Origin of the sequence: Bacillus sp. Pc3 (assembly GCF_000815145.1) — a bacterium.
Taxonomy (GTDB): domain Bacteria; phylum Bacillota; class Bacilli; order Bacillales; family Bacillaceae; genus Bacillus; species Bacillus velezensis.
Window position 1 is genome coordinate 1,056,283 of the sequence record NZ_CP010406.1, and the last position, 19,635, is coordinate 1,075,917.

Here is a 19,635-nt window from a genome sequence, read left to right on the forward strand (position 1 = left end):
GCTTTTCGTCCGTCATTTCGGAAGCATGTCCCGGACCGCCCGCCTCAGCAGCTTCCCGGTCGCGTTCTTCGGAATCTCATCAAGAAAAACCACTTCCGCCGGCCGTTTATATTTTGCCAAATGTGTTTGACAGTAATCAAAAACCGCCTGCTCTGTCAGCTCACCGTCCCCAGGCACTATATAAGCATGCACCGCTTCCCCCGTTTTGGCGTCAGGAACGCCGATGACCACGGCTTCTTTAATGCCCTCATGGCTGTAGAGCACTTCTTCTACTTCGCGCGGATAGACGTTGTATCCGCCGACGAGAATCATATCTTTTTTTCTGTCGACGATATAAAAATAACCGTCTTCGTCGCGCTTCGCCAAATCACCCGTGTACAGCCAGCCGTCTTTCAGCGCGTGCTCCGTCTCCTCGGGCATCTTGTAATAGCCTTTCATCACATTCGGCCCTTTCACGATCAATTCTCCCACTTGATGGTCGGGCAATTCGCGTCCGAGCGTATCGACGACTTTATTTTCGACATGTAAAATATTCGTCCCGATTGAGCCGGGCTTTCTCCCCCGGTCAAACGGATTAAAACAAGTAACCGGAGACGCTTCAGAAAGTCCGTACCCCTCCAGAATGGTGACGTCAAAGGTTTGTTCAAACGTCTGCAACAGAGCGACCGGCATGGAGGCCCCGCCTGAAATGCACAGTCTGACGGACGCAAAATCCTCCGCCTTGCCGTGCTCGTATTGATACAGATAGTTATACATCGTCGGAACGCCGGCAAAAATGGTTGCCTGACGGCTTTTAATCAGTTTAAACACAGAAGCCGGGCTGAATTGCGGCTCGATTAAGACACACGCTCCGCTCATCAGAGGCGCATTCATACAAACGGTTAAACAAAAAACGTGAAACATCGGCAATGCCGCCACAATTTTGTCTTTCTCATTCATTCCTAAGTATCCGGCGACATCATTTGCATTGGAGAAAAGATTCTGATGGGTGAGCATGGCGCCTTTCGGTTTTCCGGTCGTCCCTGAGGTGTATAAAATGACGGCAGTATCATCTTTGGACAATGTCGGATAAGTTCTGCTGCGCTCCGCCGGGCGAAGCATTTTTGTAAACGTTGTCATTTTTAAGCGCAATTGAGGGTCTTCTGTCGATGGAGCGTTCTCTGCTGTCTGGCTGATAATGATATGCTCCAGCAGCGGCAGCGAGCCGTGCAGGCTTTCAAATACGGGAATTAAAAGGTCGATGCCGGCGATCGCTTTGACATCGCCGTTTTTCAGCATGTATGCGATTTCTGAAGGTGTATATGCCGGATTAACAGGTATGACGACAATTCCCGCTTTTAACGCGCCGAAAAACGCAATAACAAAATCAGGCGTATTTCCGAGCAGCAGCGCGAGATGATCCCCTTTTTTCAGTCCCCTGTCCTCCAAGCCGTTTGCAAATGCTTTGATTTTACCTGCCAGCTCCTCATACGTCATGTACTGATCTTGAAACAGACAAGCTGGTTTTTCCGGTTTCTGCGATGCGGTTTCTTCCAATTTGGAAACCAGATTCATTTTCCCACCCCTTTAAAAATTGTAATGAATGAATAGTCATTCATTTATCCGGAATAAACGTTCACTTTTATTATAGAAAAATATAGAAAAACACTCAAGGGCAAAAAGCCCCGAGTGCCGTAAAACCGGAAACTATAATTGTTTCAGCGCTTCACTGACCGGCGTGCCGCCCGCCGTCAGATCGAATGCTTTTTCATACGTATTCGGTTCATCAAGGGATGCGATAACGGTCTTGGCGACATCGTCTCTTGAAATGGAGCCTCTTTCCAAATCGGCCGCGGCTTTGATATTTCCCGTGCCGGGATCATTTAATAACCCGCCCGGCCGGATAATCGTATACGTCAGACCGCTCGCTTCAAGAATTTTATCCGCATAATGCTTTGCGGCGTAATACGGCTTCAGCGCTTCATTCCAATTGCCGCGGTTATGAGCCTGAAGGGCGCTTACCATAATGAACCGCTTGATGCCTGCTATCTTTGCCGCTTCTATCGCTTTCGCGGCTCCGTCAAGATCAATCAAAAGCGTCTTATCGTATCCGGTGCTTCCTCCTGATCCGGCGGTAAACACAATCGCGTCACAGCCTTCAGCGGCTTTCGCGATGTCTTCCGGGCTTCCTTCCAAATCTGCAAGAACGGCTTCTGTTCCCGCGGCTTGAAGCGCTTCTTTCTGCTCTTGTTTCCGGACCATCGCCCGCAGCGTATGCGTGCAATCTTTTTGAAACAGCCCGGTCAGCCGCTGTCCGATCTGTCCGTTTGCTCCGATGAGAAATACCTTCATCATGATCCCTCCCCATTCATTATGGTTCTATCATTTCACAAAAACGGGCGCTGATTCAAATCATGCGTTCGGCAAATGTTCTAATAAATCAGCTCGAGGAAATCTTCCAGCTCTATTTTGCCGAAATACTGTTTCAGATCGATTCCGGCCAGCGCCTCCTTGATAGCGGTTCGGTCATACTGTTTTCCGGTCAGCGCCTGTTCGACTTCACTCACATCTTTCGCACCGAAGAAATCACCGAAAATTTTGCAGTCCTGAATGATTCCTTTTTTCACTTCAAGACGCAGATCAATCGATCCGACCGGATAACGTTTCGAATGCTGAAGATTAAATGCGGGCGACCTTCCGAAATTCCAGTCCCAGTTTTGATAGCGCTCTTCGGAAATCTTCCGGATCGCTTTCCAGTCTTCATCGGTCAGTTTATATTCCGGCACTTCGGAAAGATCATTTGTATTAAAAATATGGTGAAGCAGGTGCTTTTTGAATTCATCCGCCGTCATTTTGTCATCAAGAAACTCGCTGATGTTGGCGACACGGCTTCTGATCGACTTAATGCCTTTTGATTCGATTTTGTCTTTTTTCACTTTCAAGGCTGACACAACATGATCAATGGCGGAATCCAGCATTAATGTTCCGTGGCTGAAAATACGCCCTTTCGTCGAAAATTGAGCGTTGCCGGAAATTTTTCTGCCGTCCGCGACGATGTCATTTCGGCCGCTTAATTCAGCTTCCACACCGAGCTGGCGCAGCGCCTGAATAACGGGTTCGGTGAATTTTTTAAAATTGTGAAAGCTGTCGCCGTCATCCTTAGTGATAAAACTGAAATTCAGATTCCCGAGGTCATGGTAAACCGCGCCGCCTCCTGACAGCCTGCGGACGACGATGATTCCGTTATCTTCTACGTATTTCGTATTGATTTCTTCTATTGTGTTTTGGTTCTTCCCAATGATAATCGACGGCTGATTGACATAAAACAGCAGGTATGTCTGTTCAGGGTCGAGATGCTTCACGCAATATTCCTCGATCGCGAGGTTGATCCTCGGGTCGGTTATGTTTTGGTTGTCGATAAATAACATGGTGCTCCTCCTTTATTTCTCCCACTTTAATCCGGAAGCGGCGATTGTCACTTCGCCCCCGAACACGGATTCCGCTTCTTCTTTCAGCTTCCGGTGCTCGCCGAAATGAGGCAGATGCGTGAGAATCAGCTCCCCCGCTCCGGCCTCCTTCGCGATCCGTCCGGCTTCCAAACTGTTCATATGGCCGGCTGACGTGCCGTCCTGGTCCGCGTAAAAATTGCACTCGCAGATCAGCAGATCGGCATTTTCCGCAAACGGGATAAACGCGTCCTGGTAGCTTGAATCAGCCGTATACACAACAGAAGCTGAACCGTCAGTAATCCGCATCGCATAACAAGTGACCGGATGCACCGTTTTCAGAAAGGTAATGGTGAACGGACCTAGAGAAAGCGGGCGGTCCGGCTGATAGGCCACTCCTTTTGTATGCGTTTTATATGTAAGGCGCTCAAACTGTTCTATATCAGCATCATGCCCGTAAATCGGCAGTGCATGCGTCCCTTTTCCGAGAAAGGAGCCGACCTGTTTGGCAAATTGAAGCGGCCCGATATCAGCGATATGATCATCGTGATAATGGGACAAAATGACGGCATCAAGCTCTTCTGCCGGAACATAGGCAAACAGCTTTGATAATACGGCGCTTCCGCAATCGACGAGCAGAGAATAGCCGCCGGACTGAAACAGATAGCCTGAAGTTGCTTCGTTTGCGGCCGGAAACCCGCCGCAGCATCCAATAACTGTAACTTTCATATAATCCTCCGAATGTTTATGATAAAAAGATCCTTTCCTCCAATATACCTATTTTTCGTACAAATTGCATGTTTTAAACATTGTGCCAAAACAGCCGTTGATTTTCTTAAACTGTTATAATACAATGTAGAGACAAAACAATGAAAGAGGGATGGGTATGTTGGAAAAGATGTCGGATTTTTTCAGAAATTTACCCGGTAAGAAATGCGAAGAATGCGGAAATGAGATTGTTGAGCAGTATGAGTGTCACATTAATCTGTGCAATGACTGCTTGAAAATTAAGGATATGTGACAATAGGGCGCCGCACAATTCTAAGTTGTGCGGCGCCCGTTTTTTCGGCCGTCATCATACTTTCTGAATAGGGCGTTATTCACCATTATTAGCAATTATCTGTACGTTTTAAAAGATTCAGTATATTCAATCTATATTTTTCTATAGACGGATTGTTTTCTTTTCTATTATAATTTGTTCTAATAGCTATCTTTTTAGATACTTATTGCACTTTTTTCTTCGGGAGGTAATCTATGAAAAAATTACGCTTTGGACTAGCGACGCAAATTTTCGTCGGACTCATACTAGGGGTTGTAGTCGGTGTCATCTGGTACGGCAATCCCGCCATTCCAACATATTTACAGCCTATCGGCGATTTGTTTTTACGCTTAATCAAAATGATAGTGATTCCAATTGTCGTCTCCAGCTTAATCATCGGCGTTGCCGGCGCGGGAAGCGGAAAACAAGTCGGAAAATTAGGCTTCAAAACGATTTTGTATTTTGAGATCATTACTACTTTTGCCATTATTCTCGGGCTGGCTTTGGCGAATCTGTTTCATCCGGGAACAGGCGTTAATATACATGAAGCTCAAAAGACAGATATCAGTCAATATGTTGAAACAGAAAAAGAACAAAATAACAAATCTATCGCAGACACATTCCTGCATATCGTACCGACAAACTTCTTCCAATCATTAGCCGAAGGAGATCTGCTTGCCATCATCTGCTTTACCGTGCTGTTTGCACTCGGCATCTCGGCAATCGGTGAAAAAGGAAAGCCTGTCTTGGCCTTCTTTGAAGGTGTTTCTCATGCGATGTTCCATGTTGTGAACCTCGTCATGAAAGTTGCGCCGTTTGGTGTTTTTGCGTTGATTGGTGTTACCGTTTCCAAATTTGGGCTCAGTTCCCTGCTTTCACTCGGTAAACTGGTCGGTTTAGTATATGTAGCTTTGGCTTTCTTTCTCATTGTTGTATTCGGAATCGTCGGAAAGCTTGCCGGAGTAAACATTTTCAAATTCCTCGCCTATATGAAGGATGAAATTTTATTAGCGTTCAGTACGTCAAGCTCCGAAACCGTACTCCCCCGCGTTATGGAAAAAATGGAGAAAATCGGCTGTCCGAAAGGTATTGTTTCCTTTGTTGTGCCGATCGGATATACCTTTAACTTAGACGGATCTGTGCTGTACCAATCTATCGCCGCTTTATTCCTCGCTCAGGTATACCACATTGACTTGTCCATTTGGCAGCAGATTACCCTTGTGCTTGTCTTGATGGTCACTTCCAAAGGAATGGCTGCCGTGCCCGGGACTTCTTTCGTCGTCCTGCTTGCGACATTAGGCGCATTCAACATTCCTGCAGAAGGCCTTGCATTCATCGCCGGTGTTGACCGGATTATGGACATGGCCCGTACGGTCGTCAATCTGACCGGAAACGCGCTGGCATCCGTTGTGATGTCAAAATGGGAAGGCCAGTATGATCCCGTTAAAGGCGCGAAGGTCATGAGCCTCGCCAAAACAGAACAAAACACAACCATCTCAGGTTAAAATGAAAACCCTGCACGGAATGATTTCCGCGCAGGGTTTTTTATGCCATCGGCGATAGAACGTACCGGTGCAAAAGCTTCGCCGTATTAAGAAGCGATAATTCATGCGTGCGTTCAAATGCGTGTGAAGCGTCAATTCCCGGGCCGATCAGCCCGTGGACGATGTCATGGCCCGAACGGATGGCTGCTGAGGCATCAGAACCGTAATACGGATAAATATCAAGCTGATAATCAATGCCATAGCGCTCCGCAAGCCCGGCCAGATGTTTTCTGAGCTGATAATGGTACGGGCCGCTCGCATCCTTCACGCAAATGGAGACGGTATATTCATCCGTAGACTGGCCGTCGCCGATCGCCCCCATATCAACAGCCAAGTATTCGACGGTCTCAGGAGGAATGTTAGAATTGCCTCCGTAACCGATTTCTTCATTATTAGAAATCAGAAAATGCGTCGTATACGGAAGTTCGATTTTCTCTTCCGTGATGCGGCGGATTAAATTCAAGAGCAGAGCCACGCTCGCTTTGTCATCAAGATGCCGGGACTTAATAAAGCCGCTCGGCGTAATCTGCACGCGCGGGTCAAATGAGATGAAATCGCCGACCCTGATGCCGAGATCGGACGTCTCTTCCTTCGTCCGGACAGGCTCATCAAGGCGGACTTCCATATTCTCCTGATTCCGCTCTGCCTTGCCGGCGTCCTTGTAGACGTGCACTGAAGTCTGATGCATTAAGATGGTGCCTGTATAGGTTTTGCCGGAAGAAGTTTGGATCTCGCAATATTCCCCTTCAATTGAGTTATATCGGAAGCCGCCGATCAAGTCAATCTTCAGCCGGCCGTCCGCCTTTATCTCCTTTACCATCGCGCCGAGCGTATCGACATGCGCCGTCAGCAATCTGTGTTTCTTATCATCACGGCCGGGAATTGTGACAAAAAGACCGCCTTTGCGGTTTCTGTAAGAGGAGACGCCCCATTCTTTTAAAAGACTTTCTGTATAGGCGATAACCTCGTATGTATTGCCCGTCGGACTCGGAATCGACACCAATTCTTTAATCAGTTCCATCGTATGTTTCATATTTTCCACAGGTCATTCCTCCTATCAATTTTATTCTTCTTAAAATATACTCTTTTGATCCATAACCCGTCCAATCTTTTCCTTCTCTTTTTTCATAGAATGAAGGGAGCATGAGCATAGGAGGGAAATGTATGATCAGCCGTAAACCGCACAAGCGGAAAAGGTTTCATAATGATTGGTTTGAGGATTGGTTTGAGGATGATTGGTCTGGTGCAGCCTTCTGGGGCTGTAAAAAAGAAGAAGATCACTGTAAAAAGAAAAAAGAAGACCCTTGTAAAAAGAAGAAAGAAAAAAAGAAGCATCATCATTCATGCCGCCGCTGCTGCCGCCGCTGCTGCCGTCATTGGTAATCGTTCACACAAGCCCGTTTTACAAATAGATTTCTCATGCTCCCCAAACAGCGGATGCTGCTTGGGTTTTTTTATTAAAATTAGTACCAAGTAATAATATCAGGTGTTATAATCTGATATAAAGGAGTGATTTTTTCATGTCAAAATCTAAAATTACAGCAATCGGTACATATGCTCCGGCACGCCGATTAACAAACGCGGATTTGGAGCGCATCGTCGATACATCTGATGAATGGATCGTCCAGCGCACCGGTATGAAGGAAAGACGCATTGCCGGCGAACATGAATTCACATCGGATTTGTGTGTGGAAGCGGTGAAAAACCTTGCAGAACGATACAGCGGAACTCTTGATGATGTCGATATGATCCTTGTCGCCACAACGACGGCGGACTATGCGTTTCCAAGCACCGCGGCACGCGTGCAGGCTTACTTCGGCTGGCCGCACACGGGAGCGCTTGATATTAACGCCACATGCGCCGGACTCACTTACGGCCTTCAGCTCGCAGACGCATTAATTACCGCCGGTTCCCATCAAAAAGTGATTGTCATTGCCGGTGAAACATTATCAAAGGTAACGGATTATACTGACCGGACGACCTGCGTTCTTTTCGGAGACGCTGCAGGCGCCCTATTGGTGGAACGCGATGAATCAGCGCCGGGCTTTTTGGCAGCCGTGCAAGGCACAGCGGGAGGAAGCGCGGACGTGCTGTATCGCACGGGACTGAGCACAGAATTAAACGGCGAGCCGCTTAAAGGCGGAGGAAACATGGTGCAAAACGGGCGCGAAGTATATAAATGGGCGGCCAGAACCGTGCCTGAGGAATGCAATGCCCTTTTAGAAAAAGCCGGCTTTTCAAAAGACGATCTGGATTGGTTCGTTCCTCACAGCGCCAACATGCGGATGATCGAATCCATCTGCGAAAAGCTGCCCTTCCCGCTTGAACGGACGTTGACAAGCGTTGAATATTACGGCAACACTTCATCGGTTTCTATTATTCTCGCATTGGATGAAGCTGTGAAAGCAAAAAAACTGTCGGAAGGCCAGACGCTGGTATTATTCGGATTCGGCGGCGGATTGACGTATACCGGACTGTTGGTGAGATGGGGATTTTAATAGTACGACGATCGAAATCTAAAAAAAGAGGCCCCGAGCATCTGCTCAGAGCCTCTTTTTCTTATGATGTTATTTCTTCTTCCGTTTTGTGTTCTTTTTTGCTTTGCACCGTAAAATACACGATGGTCAGCGCGATCATGACAACGGCGATGCCCAACAGAATGGATGCCTGCTGCCACATATAGCCGTAATCGCCATTTGAAATGACGGCGCGGAATCCGTTGATGCTGTAAGTCATCGGCAGTGCCCCGTGAATCACTTGATAGAATCCCGGCAGGAGTTCAAGCGGGAAGGTTCCTCCGCTTGCCCCGAGCTGGAGCACCAGAATGATGACAGCGATAAAGCGTCCCGGATTTCCCATCGTTGTCGCCAATAATTGAATCATGGACAGGAACGCGATGCTGGTAATCATTGTAAATAGATAGAATCTCCACGTGCTTTCCACATCAAGCCCAATTCCTTTCAACAGAACCGTGGCGACAATAACGGATTGAATCAGTCCGACAAGCAGAATAACACTGAATTTGCTGAGGAACCATTCAAAACCGTTTCTCGGACGCCCTGAAGCTTCACTCAGAGGGAATACGACCGTCAGCATCAATCCGCCGACATACAAGCCCATAGAGAGAATATAAGGCGTCAGTCCGGTACCGTAGTTAGGCACGGAATGAATCGCGTTATCGTCCGTTTTTACCGGATCGGCAAACATGCTGTACGTTTTGTCATCTGTCTTAATGTCCCCGGTTTGATCGGCCGCATCTTTCAGCTGGCTGGACAATTGTCCGGTGCCGTCTAAAAGTTTGCTTAAACCGGTGCCGAGAGACGCTTGACCCTGCTCAATTTTGGACGAGCCGTCATGGATTTTGTTTTGCGCGTCCAGCAGTTTCGTTAAGCCGCCTGACACTTGGCCGCTCCCTGACACTAACGCTTCTGATCCTGATTTGAGCTGTCCGAACTTGCTGTTGTATTCGCCGATGCCGGCTGTCAGTTTGTTTTGGCTTTCAAAAACGGTCTGCGCTCCGCTGTACAATTTATCAGTTCCCGCTGTCAGCTGGTTAATCGCGTCTTGTACCGCCGCTGCGCCGTTATACAGTTTCGATGTGGACTGAGGCAGTGCTTTCAGCTGATCAGCCTTCGCTTTTACATCTTTGAGCGCGCTTTTTATGACTGACATATCCGGAAGCTGAATATCTCCGCCGGACGGAAGCTGGCTGACGATATTGTCTAAATCCGGAAGGTCGGCTTTCGGAAGCTTCTCATTCAGAAGCTGAACAAGTTTCGCTTTTTGCTCATCCGTTAAGAAATCACTGTCCTTAATCACCTTTTTGACCGCATCATCCCGGGCATCCAGGCTGTTTTTCAGATCAGAAAGCTTCTTCTTAAATTGCTGCAGGTCCTTTTCAGTCTGTTCGAGCTGCCCAACCGCGTTTTCAATGTCTGACAGGTTGACTGAATTGATCGCATCTTCAAATGCCGCCGCTTTTTGCGACACTTCCTGCGCCTTGCTGTTTAACGCGCTTAATCCATTCGTTAAATCCGGAAGCTTTTGCTGGAGCTGCTTTTGTGCGTCAAGGCTTGTTTTCAGCCCGCTGGCCACTTGGCCTCCTCCTGAAGCAATCTGTCCTGATTTATCTTGAATTTCGGCGCTTGCGCTTTGAAGTTTTGCGATAGAGCTGTCAAGCGTTTGAATTCCGCTTGTCACTTTCGCCGCGCCGTCTGCAAGCTGCTGTGTTTTATCGCCGATGGTGGCGGTGCTTTCAGTAAGCTTCGCTAAATTTTCCTTCAGCTTGGCGCTGCCGTCTTTCGCGTTTTTCGTGCCGTCGTCTATTTTCTTGGCTCCGCTGCTGGCTTTGCCGAGCCCTTTGGCAATATCTTTAAAGTTATCAAAAATGACTTTTGCGTATTGCTCTGTCACTTCTTTCGACACGGAGGCTTTCAGTTTGTCGATCGCCTTTTCCCCGATTGTCGCGCCGACATAGTTTGATCCGGCATTCGTATGATATTTCAGATCCAGCTTCTTCGGATTTTTATCCATTACCGTGCTGGCGTTTTTCGAAAAATCTTCAGGAATCTCGACCAATAAATAATATTTAGCATTTAATAAGTCCTTTAACGATTGATCAAGATCGCTTGAAAAATGCCAATCAAAATTATCATTTTTCTTTAACTCTTTCACAAGATCGTCACCGATCTGAAGATGTTTCCCTTCGTAGTCCGCCCCTTTATCCTGGTTGACAACGACAACCGGCAGCTGATCCACCGTGCCGTACGGGTCCCAGTACGCCTTCAAAAACACTCCGCTGTAAATCAGCGGAACGAATAATATGGCAATGATGGGGATTAACAGTTTCTTGTTCGTTACAATGTCTTTCCACTGGCTTTTTATTGTATTCAACCCTGTTGCCTCCTTCCGCAAACTGACTCATTTGACAAAACGGTCACGGCACCTAAAAAGTGAAGGATCATCTATTATTTAGATAATCCTTGACCAACATACATTTCCAGCAATTCGGCGATCGTCTCTTTTTCAAGAGGCGGATGGTTTTTTTCCCAGTCAAATATCAGCGCGATGTAAAGCTTGAGCATCACAAAAGCGGTCAGTTCCGGATCACACGGTTTAATGCTTCTGTTTTCTATGGCTGTTTCTATCTTTTCTTTAATGTATGACAGAATGGCCCGCTCCATTTTCGCAATGACATCCTGAACGGCTATTGTACCAATCTCGGCGTTCTCCTGAAAAATTTTAATAGTCAGCTGGTGTGTTTTTCTGAATTCCAAAATCGCGACAAGCGCCCGGTGGACATTTTCGTGAAATGAAAGCTCCGGTTTCATCGCTTCGTCTGCATGTTCCTTCATTTCTCTTAAAATAGTGGTGAAAATATCATCAAACAGTTCTTCTTTGTTTTTGAAAAACGTGTAGATGGTTCCCTTCCCCACATTTGCAAGCTTTGCCACCAGATCCATTGTCGTTGCTTTGTAGCCGAATTGTGTAAAAGACTTCGTTGCCGCTTCCAGAATGAGCTTTTTCCGATCGACGGACATGTTTCCCACCTCGTTAAATTGACCGTTTGAACATTTTAGTCATTTTGTACATAAGATAACTTATCACAGTCACAAAGAAGATTCAAATGTTTTCTCTCTTTATTGGTGTTCCCTTTACAGAACGGGAACATGCAAAAAAACCTCCGTTTTACGATAACGGAGGCTGGTACGTTTCAAATAAATAAGCCAGTGAATCGTATACGGCGGCTTTTCCCTGGTCGATACAGTCGGGGATGCCCACCCCTTCGAAAGACGCGCCCGTCGCGTATACGCCCGGATAGGAAGCTTTCAGCGCATCTCTGAACTCTTTGATGCGCTCCTTATGGCCGACATGGTATTGCGGCATGCTTTCGTTCCAGCGGGTCACACAGGTCATTTCCGGTTCGCCATTTATTTTCATTACTTTTTTCAAATCTTCCATTACGATTTTAATGATCTCGTTATCTGAAAGATCTACGATGGATTCATCCCCGGCCTTTCCGACGTACGCCCTGAGAAGCGTTTTGCCCTCCGGCGCCGCGTGCGGCCATTTTTTATTCGTCCATGTGCAGGCCGTGATGGAGAAATCGCTGTTTCTTGAGATAACGAATCCCGTACCTTCATGCTCCATCTTGACGGCACCCTCATGAAAACCTAAGGCGACGTTGGCAACGGACGTAGAATGCATGTCTTTAAGACATGAAACCGCCGGCAGATCAGAAAGCATTTTCGCCGCGGCTTTATGCGGAGCTGTCACTATGCATCCTTCCGCATAGAGCACTTTGCCGTTATCAAGCGTCACAGAATATCCTTTCTCCTCGCGGCCGATATGGGTGACTTTCGTTCCTTTCATCACCCTTGTCAGCGTAAGCTGCTTTTCCAGCTCCTCCACCAACGTTTGAAGCCCTGTTGTCAGCGTTAAAAACTGGCCCTGCTTTTTGGCTGTCAGCTGCTGTCCCGAAGGCTGCGGACGCGATTTTTTCATGCCGAGAATCAGGCTTCTGTGCTTCTGCTCAGTCTGATAGAATTGCGGAAACGTGGACATGAGGCTCAGCTTATCAATATCTCCGGCATAAATCCCTGATAATAGCGGTTCTATTAAATTCTCAACGACTTCGTCACCGACGCGTCTGCGGAAAAATTCACCCAGAGACTGATCTTCCTTCGGTTTGCTCGCAGGCAGGACAAAGTCAAGCGCCGCCCGCGCCTTTCCGGGAACAGAAAATAAACCGGTGGAGATGAACGGAGCGATTTTGGTCGGAATGCCCATCACCGCGCCCTTCGGCATCGGATGGAGCGTCTCGTTGACGAGCACGTAAGACTGGCCGGTCGCATTGTTGACGAGCAGATGCTCAAGCCCCAAATCTTTGACGAGCTGCGGCGCGCTTTTTTTCCTTTCCAAAAAAGAATCCGGCCCCCGCTCAATGATGTAGCCGTCTTTATGCTGCGTCTGAATTTTGCCGCCCGCTCTCGGGCCCGCTTCAATCAGAGTGACCTCAAGCGGCAGCTGTTTTACTTTGATTTCTTTTTCCATGTAGAAGGCGACGGCTAATCCCGTTATGCCGCCGCCGATGATGACCAGATGTTTTTTATCGCCACTCATTTTTATCGCCTTCTTTACCGTTTAATTCTACTTGTCCAGCTCTTTCAGCACGACCGCTGCAAGCGCGTCGATAAATTCAGGCTGTGCGTTCGGCATAGCCGGACGATAGTAGCTTGCGCCGACTTCTTCGGTCACAGCTTTGCATTCATAATCATTATCGTAAAGCACCTCTAAATGATCGGCAACGAAGCCTGCGGGCACGTATACAAATGCTTTATAAGGATGCTTTTGGTACAGATCGCGCGTGAGATCCTGCACATCCGGCCCGAGCCACGGATCAGGGGTATTCCCTTCACTTTGCCAGCCGACTGCGTAATCGGTAATTCCGGCGCCTTCGGCAATCAGTTTTGCGGATTCCTCCAGCTGGTCAGGATACGGATCGCCGTATTCTTTAATTTTTTCAGGAAGGCTGTGCGCTGAGACGATCAGCATCGCGTCATCCCGTTCTTCTTTCGGCATTGATTCATACGTTTTCTTCACCTGGCTGACCCAATAATCAACGAATTTCGGTTCATCATACCAGCTTTCAACAGACTTGATGGTCAAGCCGCCGAGCTTCTCCGCTTCTTCTTTCGCGCGTTTGTTGTATGACTGGACGCTGAATGTTGAAAAATGAGGGGCGAGCACAAGGCTGACAGCTTCTGTAATGCCGTCTTTATGCATGTCCGCCACCGCGTCTTCAATAAACGGTTCAATATGTTTTAATCCGATGTACACTTTGAATGTTACGTCATCCTGGATTTCATTTAAACGCTGTGCGAGCTTCTCCGCCTGCTCCTGCGTAATTTTTGCAAGCGGCGAAATGCCTCCGATCGCTTCATATCTGTCTTTTAAATCTTGAAGCATATGAGGCTCCGGCTTTCTTCCGCGTCTGATATGCGTATAATAACGTTCTATGTCCTCTTCTTTGTAAGGCGTTCCGTAAGCCATGACAAGAAGTCCCATTTTCTTTTTGCTGCTCATTTTGTTACACACCTCTTTTGATGGTCTGTCTACCTTGATTTTGACAGGAAAATCTTCTTATAACCAACGATCTGCTCAGGAAGATTGTTCCGTTTTTTTGGCCGCGGAATATTCATGTACAAACGCCGTCAGCTTTTTCAGCGTTGCCGGATTGACATCTGGGAATACACCGTGCCCTAAATTGAAAATAAACCCGTCCGTTTTCATGCCTTGATCAAGTATCGCTTTCGCTTTTTTCTCGATGACTTCCCAAGGCGCAAGAAGAAGCGACGGATCAAGATTGCCCTGAACCGTTTTTGTAATCCCTTGTTTTCTGGCGTCATCTATGCCGAGTCTCCAATCAAGACCGACGACATCAAGAGGAAGGTCATGCCAATCCCCGGCCAGATGGCTTGCGCCTACGCCGAACATGATCAGCGGAACTTGTTCTGCTGAAAGCTCCCGGAAAATTCTGTCCATCACCGGTTTTATAAACTGCCGGTAATCTTCGCGGTTCAGCGCGCCGACCCATGAATCAAAGATCTGAATGGCTTTTGCGCCGGCGTTAACCTGCGCTTTCGCATAAACGATAATCATGTCCGCGAGCTTGTCCATCAGCATTTGCCACGCTTGCGGCATACTGTGCATAAATGCTTTTGTTTTGTTGTAATTTTTAGAAGGCCCGCCTTCAATCATATAACTGGCCAGCGTAAAAGGCGCTCCCGAAAAACCGATGAGCGGAACATTCAGCTGTTCGTTTACGAGTAATCGGATCGTTTCCAGCACGTAAGGAACATCCTGTTCGGGATTCAGTTCGCCGAGCTTTTCAATATCCGCAGCAGAGCGCACCGGCTGATCGATCACCGGGCCGATTCCGTTTTTTATTTCAACATCCACTCCGATATAAGGAAGCGGCGTCATAATGTCTTTATATAAAATGGCAGCGTCCACTCCGTACTGCTCGACCGGAAGCCTCGTCACATACGCGCACAGCTCGGGCTGATGCGTAATTTCGACTAAGCCGTACTTTTCCTTCAGCTTGCGGTATTCCGGCTGAGACCTCCCCGCCTGTCTCATGTACCAGACAGGGACGTGATTTGTTTTTTCTCCCCGTGCCGCTTTTAAAAACGTATCATTAAACGCTTCTCGTTTACTCATCTGAATTTCCACCTTTCCTCCTGCAACCATACGTTCGTGTTCTTCGCCCATTACACTATACCTTGTTTTTTCAAAAGCGTATAGAATTGAGGCTTAATGTTCAAAAAATCGCCGAATTCACGATTAAGAAGAAAAAAGCTTCGGCTGAACGTATTCCGTTCCCTCTCCTTCTTGATCCGTCTGTGAATTATATGGAACGACTTTGTATGAAGCCCCTGAAAACAGATTGGCGTACGGTATGTCAAAGCTGCCTTTTCCTTTCACCGAATCCAGAAGTTTGTCTTTTCCGTCTTTCTTCTCATATATTCGGTAAACAACCCGATCATCCTTTTGAATATCCCATTTTAATTGAACCGTAATCAGTCCCATCGCCTTAAATGTATAACGGGCCGACAGGGACTTTACCGCCTCCAGCTCAATCGGGCTGCCCAGTTCCTTCACATTTTCAGGCTTTTTGAATGTCCGGCCGTTTTCCCCCGCTTTTGTGACGATATCTTTAAAGAGTCTGACCGGGTATTGGCTTCCGCCTTTCAGGTAATGGGTTTTATCCGTTTTGTCATAGCCCATCCAGACGGCTCCCGTCAGTCCGGGAGTGTATCCCGCAAACCAGGCGTCCTTTGTCGCGCCGGGGACGCCGGGAAATGTGGTCGTGCCGGTTTTCCCCGCCAGGTCACCTTGATAGCTGCCTTGTGAAGCGGTTCCTTCTTTTACGACCTGCTGAAGCATTCTCGTCATATTCCATGCCGTCTGTCCGCTGAAGACGCGCGTTTTGCCGTTTTTAGGCCCGGACAACGTTTCTCCGTCTTCGTCCGTGATGTTCTCTATAAAAAATGGCTTCGTATACATTCCGTTTGCCGCAAAGGTATGATAAGCTCCGGCAAGCTGAAGCGGAGTAACGCCTTCAGACAGACCGCCCAGCGCAATCGCGAGTCCGTTGTCAGAAATGTTCATGCCGTTTTTCTCAAGATACGATTTTCCCGTATCCACGCCGATCTGCTTCAATGTCCAGACAGCGGGCGCATTTATGCTGTAAGTGATCGCATCCTGCATCGTCACTTCCCCCTTGTACTGTCCGTCATAATTTTTCGGTTCATACCCGTCGTAGGACGTCAGTTTGTCTTGGAGAAGCGAATACGGTTTGAACTTGTCTTCCTGCATGGCGGGCCCGTATACGGCAATCGGCTTAAACGTTGAGCCCGGCTGCCGCTTCGCCGTAACCCTGTTGTATCCTTTTGTCACGTAGTCGCGTCCGCCGACCGCCGCGCGCACGCCTCCGGTTTTATTATCAATAAAGACGGCGCTTCCCTCTGCCGCCTGATCCGTCCCCGGAAAATAGCCGCTTTCCTTCATGAGGGTGTATGCCGTTTTCTGCAGCTTGGAATCAAGTGACGTCCGGATCGTATAGCCGCCTTGAAGCAGCTGTTCACCCGACATCGAATAACGGGATTCCGCCTCCTTGATGACAAGATCGATATAACTGTCAAACCAAGGCGTTTCTGATGTTTTCTTGACATGAAGCCCCAATGTCCGGCCCTGGGCTCTGACCGCTTCCTTGGCGCTGATATAGCCTTGGTCGTTCATCATTGCAAGAATCGTATCGCGGCGTTCTTTATTTTTATCCGGATGCTGAATCGGCGAATAAAGAGAAGGCGCCTTCGGAATCGCTGCCAGAACGGCTCCTTCCGCAACGGTTAAATCTTTTACTTCTTTATTAAAGTAGTAGTGGGACGCGGCTTGAATGCCGTAAACGCCATGGCCGAAATAAAGCTGGTTCAGGTACATTTCAAGCAGCTTGTCCTTGCTGTAATCACGCTCAAGATTGATGGCGATAATGACTTCCTTCGTCTTGCGCAAAAATGTTTTATCATGAGTCAGAAAAATGTTTTTCGCCAGCTGCTGGGTGATCGTGCTTCCGCCTTCCACCTTGCCGCCTGCTAAAACATCCCGGAACACCGCCCGGCCGACAGACTTCACATCAATCCCGTGATGTTCGTAAAACCGTTTATCTTCAACGGCGATAAAGGCATCTCTCACATCTTCCGGAACCTGCTGAATGGATACCGGCTCGCGATTTTCCGTATAGAGGCTCGCGATTTCATCGCCGTTTTGATCGACGATTTTTGAAGATGCGTGCAGTATTAATTTCTTTTCGTCGATGACATAATGGCCGAGAAATATAATGATAATGTATCCGATTAACGCGAGAAAAGCGGTTGCCGCCGCAATTACAGCCGGAATAAAGAATCTTTTTTTCTTTTTCAGCATAAGTCACCTCGCCTTTCTTAACTTGTAGTATGGGAAATATTGTTTCGAATTATGTCAGAATGAGTCGCCAATAGAAACTTATACCACTCTTTTGATATACTAGCAAGCAGGAGGTGGCTGATATGAAGGTTTATATTACATACGGGACAGCCGATTTTTTAAAGACGATTGCAAAGAAACACCCGAGTGAGAATATGGTGCTGATGCAAGGGGAGGATAATGCGGTTTTAATTCATGAAACAAATGGAGAAACCGTTTTTCAGGCGCCCCATTCCTATGAAAGCATCGACAGCGTCGGGGAAATCAAAAAGCCGGGCTACGCCGTCCTCAACAACATTGCCGTTACCCAGGAAGGCCGTCCGCTGTTTGAAAACCGGTTTAAAAACCGCGCCGGCAAAGTGGAAAATGAACCCGGTTTTAAAGCCATCCGCGTATTAAGACCGCTCGAAGGCGATACGTATGTCATTTTGACCCTGTGGGAAGAGGAAAAAGCCTTTCAGGATTGGCAGCAGTCAAACTCTTATCAGGAAGCTCATAAAAAACGCGGAACATCTGCCGGCATCGACACGACGTCTATTTTCTCCCGCCCGTCTTATGTAACCGCTTATTACGCAATAGACTGAAAACCGCCGGAGATTCTCCGGCTTTTTTAATGTCCCGATTTTACGCATCCTTCTTTGCACCTTCCGCCCGCCTATGAATAACCTGTAGCAATCCTATTTATAAACGGAGTGGTTCAATTGGGGATCGGCGTCTACTCGGTACATCTGCTTTATGTTGCTTTTATCGCGGCCATTATCGTTTTTATGCTCCTCAGGAAAGATACAACCTTTATTTCACTCGCCGGCATTTTTGTGATTGCGCTATGGACGACGCATTCATTCTCCGCTTCGGTCAGCAGCCTGTTTCACAGCTTCACGTATGCCGCCGGAGAATTGCTGCCGACGATTTTTATTATTTGTTTTATCGTGGCGATGAGCGGCCTCTTGACCGAAACCGGTATTAATGAAGCGATGATTTCTCCGTTTGCAAAGGTGATGAAAGGGCCGGCTGTCGCGTATTGGGTTATCGGCTGTCTGATGTTTGCCATCTCTCTTTTTTTCTGGCCGTCACCAGGAGTGGCGCTGATCGGCGCTGTGCTGCTTCCCGCAGCGATCCGAGCGGGCCTTTCTCCGATCGCCGCGGCTATGGCGATGAACCTGTTCGGCCACGGATTCGCTTTATCGGGGGATTATGTCATTCAGGCGGCCCCGAAATTAACGGCCGATGCCGCGGGCATTCCCGTGAGCGATGTCATGCAGGCAAGTATTCCGCTCGTTTTGATCATGGGGTTCACGACGACAATCACCGCTTTCTTCCTCATCATGCGGGATCGAAAAAAAACGAAGGCCCCCCTCTCCTTGGACAGCTCCGGTTCTTTGGACACAAGTATGTATCTGCCGAAAAAACTCAGGGTGATCCTGGCGGTTTTCATTCCGCTTGTTTTTCTCGCCGATATTATCTGCATGATCGTATACCGTCTGCAAGGAAACGATGCGACGGCACTCGTCGGAGGAACAGCGATCGGCATTCTCCTGATCATTCATTTCATTGTATATAAAGAGCGGCATTTAGAAAAGATCACCGAGTATTTTATCGGCGGTTTTCAATTCGGCTTTAAAGTATTCGGCCCCGTCATTCCGATCGCGGCCTTCTTTTATCTCGGTGACGCGGGGTTTAAAAGTATTTTGAACACCCCGCTGCCGAAAGGATCTGCGGGGATCGTCAATGACCTCGGATTGGCCCTGTCCCATTCTTTTCCGATGTCCGGAGAATTCGCCGGCATCGCCCTGACCGCAGTCGGTGCGATTACCGGGCTCGACGGGTCAGGGTTTTCCGGTATATCTCTTGCAGGCTCGATGGCAAAGCTGTTTTCCGCCGCGCTTCATACGGACCCGGCCGTTTTAACGGCGCTGGGCCAGATTTCAGCGATCTGGGTCGGAGGCGGAACATTGGTCCCTTGGGCACTGATCCCCGCTGCGGCTATTTGTAAAGTTGACCCGTTTGAGCTTGCCAGAAAAAACTTTATCCCGGTTGCGGCCGGGCTAGTCGTCACAACGATCGCCGCCATCATCATTCTCCCGTAGCAAAAGGATTGAAA

Annotated in this window: 17 protein-coding genes; 6 read left to right on the forward strand and 11 right to left on the reverse strand. The window is 48.0% G+C overall.

Annotation, left to right across the window (positions count from 1 at the left end; all coding sequences use genetic code 11):
• Window positions 1-12 precede the first annotated feature (12 nt).
• The 4 genes from SB24_RS04640 to SB24_RS04655 form a co-directional block, all read right to left on the reverse strand.
• Window positions 13-1,554: a fatty acid--CoA ligase family protein gene (locus tag SB24_RS04640; protein WP_039252108.1), complete on the reverse strand. Its 1,542-nt coding sequence runs from the start codon at window positions 1,552-1,554 to the stop codon at window positions 13-15.
• Window positions 1,555-1,686: 132 nt separating this feature from the next.
• Complete coding sequence (locus tag SB24_RS04645) at window positions 1,687-2,331, reverse strand: SDR family oxidoreductase (protein WP_039252110.1); 645 nt, start codon at window positions 2,329-2,331, stop codon at window positions 1,687-1,689.
• 80 nt (window positions 2,332-2,411) lie between these two features.
• Window positions 2,412-3,407: a lipoate--protein ligase gene (gene lplJ / locus SB24_RS04650; protein ID WP_007409204.1), complete on the reverse strand. Its 996-nt coding sequence runs from the start codon at window positions 3,405-3,407 to the stop codon at window positions 2,412-2,414.
• Between the two features lie 12 nt (window positions 3,408-3,419).
• Window positions 3,420-4,154 carry an MBL fold metallo-hydrolase gene (locus SB24_RS04655; RefSeq protein WP_039252112.1) on the reverse strand — a complete coding sequence of 245 codons (735 nt, stop codon included), beginning with the start codon at window positions 4,152-4,154 and terminating at the stop codon, window positions 3,420-3,422.
• Window positions 4,155-4,323: 169 nt separating this feature from the next.
• Between SB24_RS04655 and yhfH the strand changes: the two genes are divergently transcribed.
• Window positions 4,324-4,446, forward strand: coding sequence for a protein YhfH (gene yhfH / locus SB24_RS19415; protein WP_370465857.1), 123 nt, complete (start codon window positions 4,324-4,326; stop codon window positions 4,444-4,446).
• A gap of 233 nt (window positions 4,447-4,679) precedes the next feature.
• Window positions 4,680-5,969 (forward strand): glutamate/proton symporter GltT, encoded by a 1,290-nt coding sequence (locus tag SB24_RS04660; RefSeq protein ID WP_003155211.1) that lies wholly within the window; start codon window positions 4,680-4,682, stop codon window positions 5,967-5,969.
• A gap of 40 nt (window positions 5,970-6,009) precedes the next feature.
• Here SB24_RS04660 and SB24_RS04665 read toward each other — a convergent pair whose 3' ends face one another.
• Entirely contained in the window at window positions 6,010-7,041 is a 1,032-nt protein-coding gene (locus SB24_RS04665; RefSeq protein ID WP_204283013.1) for a M42 family metallopeptidase, read from the reverse strand.
• Between the two features lie 131 nt (window positions 7,042-7,172).
• On the opposite strand from SB24_RS04665, the gene SB24_RS20555 reads away from it, so the two are divergent.
• Both SB24_RS20555 and fabHB read left to right on the forward strand, forming a co-directional pair.
• Entirely contained in the window at window positions 7,173-7,391 is a 219-nt protein-coding gene (locus tag SB24_RS20555) for a hypothetical protein (RefSeq protein ID WP_039252117.1), read from the forward strand.
• A gap of 137 nt (window positions 7,392-7,528) precedes the next feature.
• On the forward strand, window positions 7,529-8,506 hold the full coding sequence (gene fabHB / locus SB24_RS04675) for a beta-ketoacyl-ACP synthase III FabHB (protein ID WP_007409208.1): 978 nt from the start codon (window positions 7,529-7,531) through the stop codon (window positions 8,504-8,506).
• A 61-nt stretch (window positions 8,507-8,567) separates the two neighbouring features.
• Here the strand turns inward: fabHB and SB24_RS04680 are convergent, their stop codons facing one another.
• The 6 genes from SB24_RS04680 to SB24_RS04705 form a co-directional block, all read right to left on the reverse strand.
• Complete coding sequence (locus SB24_RS04680; RefSeq protein ID WP_039252120.1) at window positions 8,568-10,901, reverse strand: YhgE/Pip domain-containing protein; 2,334 nt, start codon at window positions 10,899-10,901, stop codon at window positions 8,568-8,570.
• 74 nt (window positions 10,902-10,975) lie between these two features.
• Window positions 10,976-11,548 carry a TetR/AcrR family transcriptional regulator gene (locus tag SB24_RS04685; RefSeq protein WP_039252122.1) on the reverse strand — a complete coding sequence of 191 codons (573 nt, stop codon included), beginning with the start codon at window positions 11,546-11,548 and terminating at the stop codon, window positions 10,976-10,978.
• Window positions 11,549-11,696: 148 nt separating this feature from the next.
• Window positions 11,697-13,130, reverse strand: a complete 1,434-nt coding sequence (hemY, locus tag SB24_RS04690; protein ID WP_039252125.1) for a protoporphyrinogen oxidase — start codon at window positions 13,128-13,130, stop codon at window positions 11,697-11,699.
• A 27-nt stretch (window positions 13,131-13,157) separates the two neighbouring features.
• Window positions 13,158-14,093 carry a ferrochelatase gene (gene hemH / locus SB24_RS04695; protein WP_007409212.1) on the reverse strand — a complete coding sequence of 312 codons (936 nt, stop codon included), beginning with the start codon at window positions 14,091-14,093 and terminating at the stop codon, window positions 13,158-13,160.
• A gap of 75 nt (window positions 14,094-14,168) precedes the next feature.
• Window positions 14,169-15,230 carry a uroporphyrinogen decarboxylase gene (gene hemE, locus SB24_RS04700; protein WP_039254959.1) on the reverse strand — a complete coding sequence of 354 codons (1,062 nt, stop codon included), beginning with the start codon at window positions 15,228-15,230 and terminating at the stop codon, window positions 14,169-14,171.
• A 123-nt stretch (window positions 15,231-15,353) separates the two neighbouring features.
• Window positions 15,354-17,495, reverse strand: a complete 2,142-nt coding sequence (locus tag SB24_RS04705; protein ID WP_015417157.1) for a transglycosylase domain-containing protein — start codon at window positions 17,493-17,495, stop codon at window positions 15,354-15,356.
• Window positions 17,496-17,617: 122 nt separating this feature from the next.
• Between SB24_RS04705 and hmoB the strand changes: the two genes are divergently transcribed.
• Together hmoB and SB24_RS04715 are read left to right on the forward strand one after the other, a co-directional pair.
• A complete protein-coding gene (hmoB, locus tag SB24_RS04710; protein WP_039252130.1) occupies window positions 17,618-18,118 on the forward strand; it encodes a heme-degrading oxygenase HmoB in 501 nt (166 codons plus the stop codon).
• A gap of 117 nt (window positions 18,119-18,235) precedes the next feature.
• Complete coding sequence (locus SB24_RS04715; protein WP_015417155.1) at window positions 18,236-19,621, forward strand: hypothetical protein; 1,386 nt, start codon at window positions 18,236-18,238, stop codon at window positions 19,619-19,621.
• The last annotated feature ends 14 nt before the right edge of the window (window positions 19,622-19,635 follow it).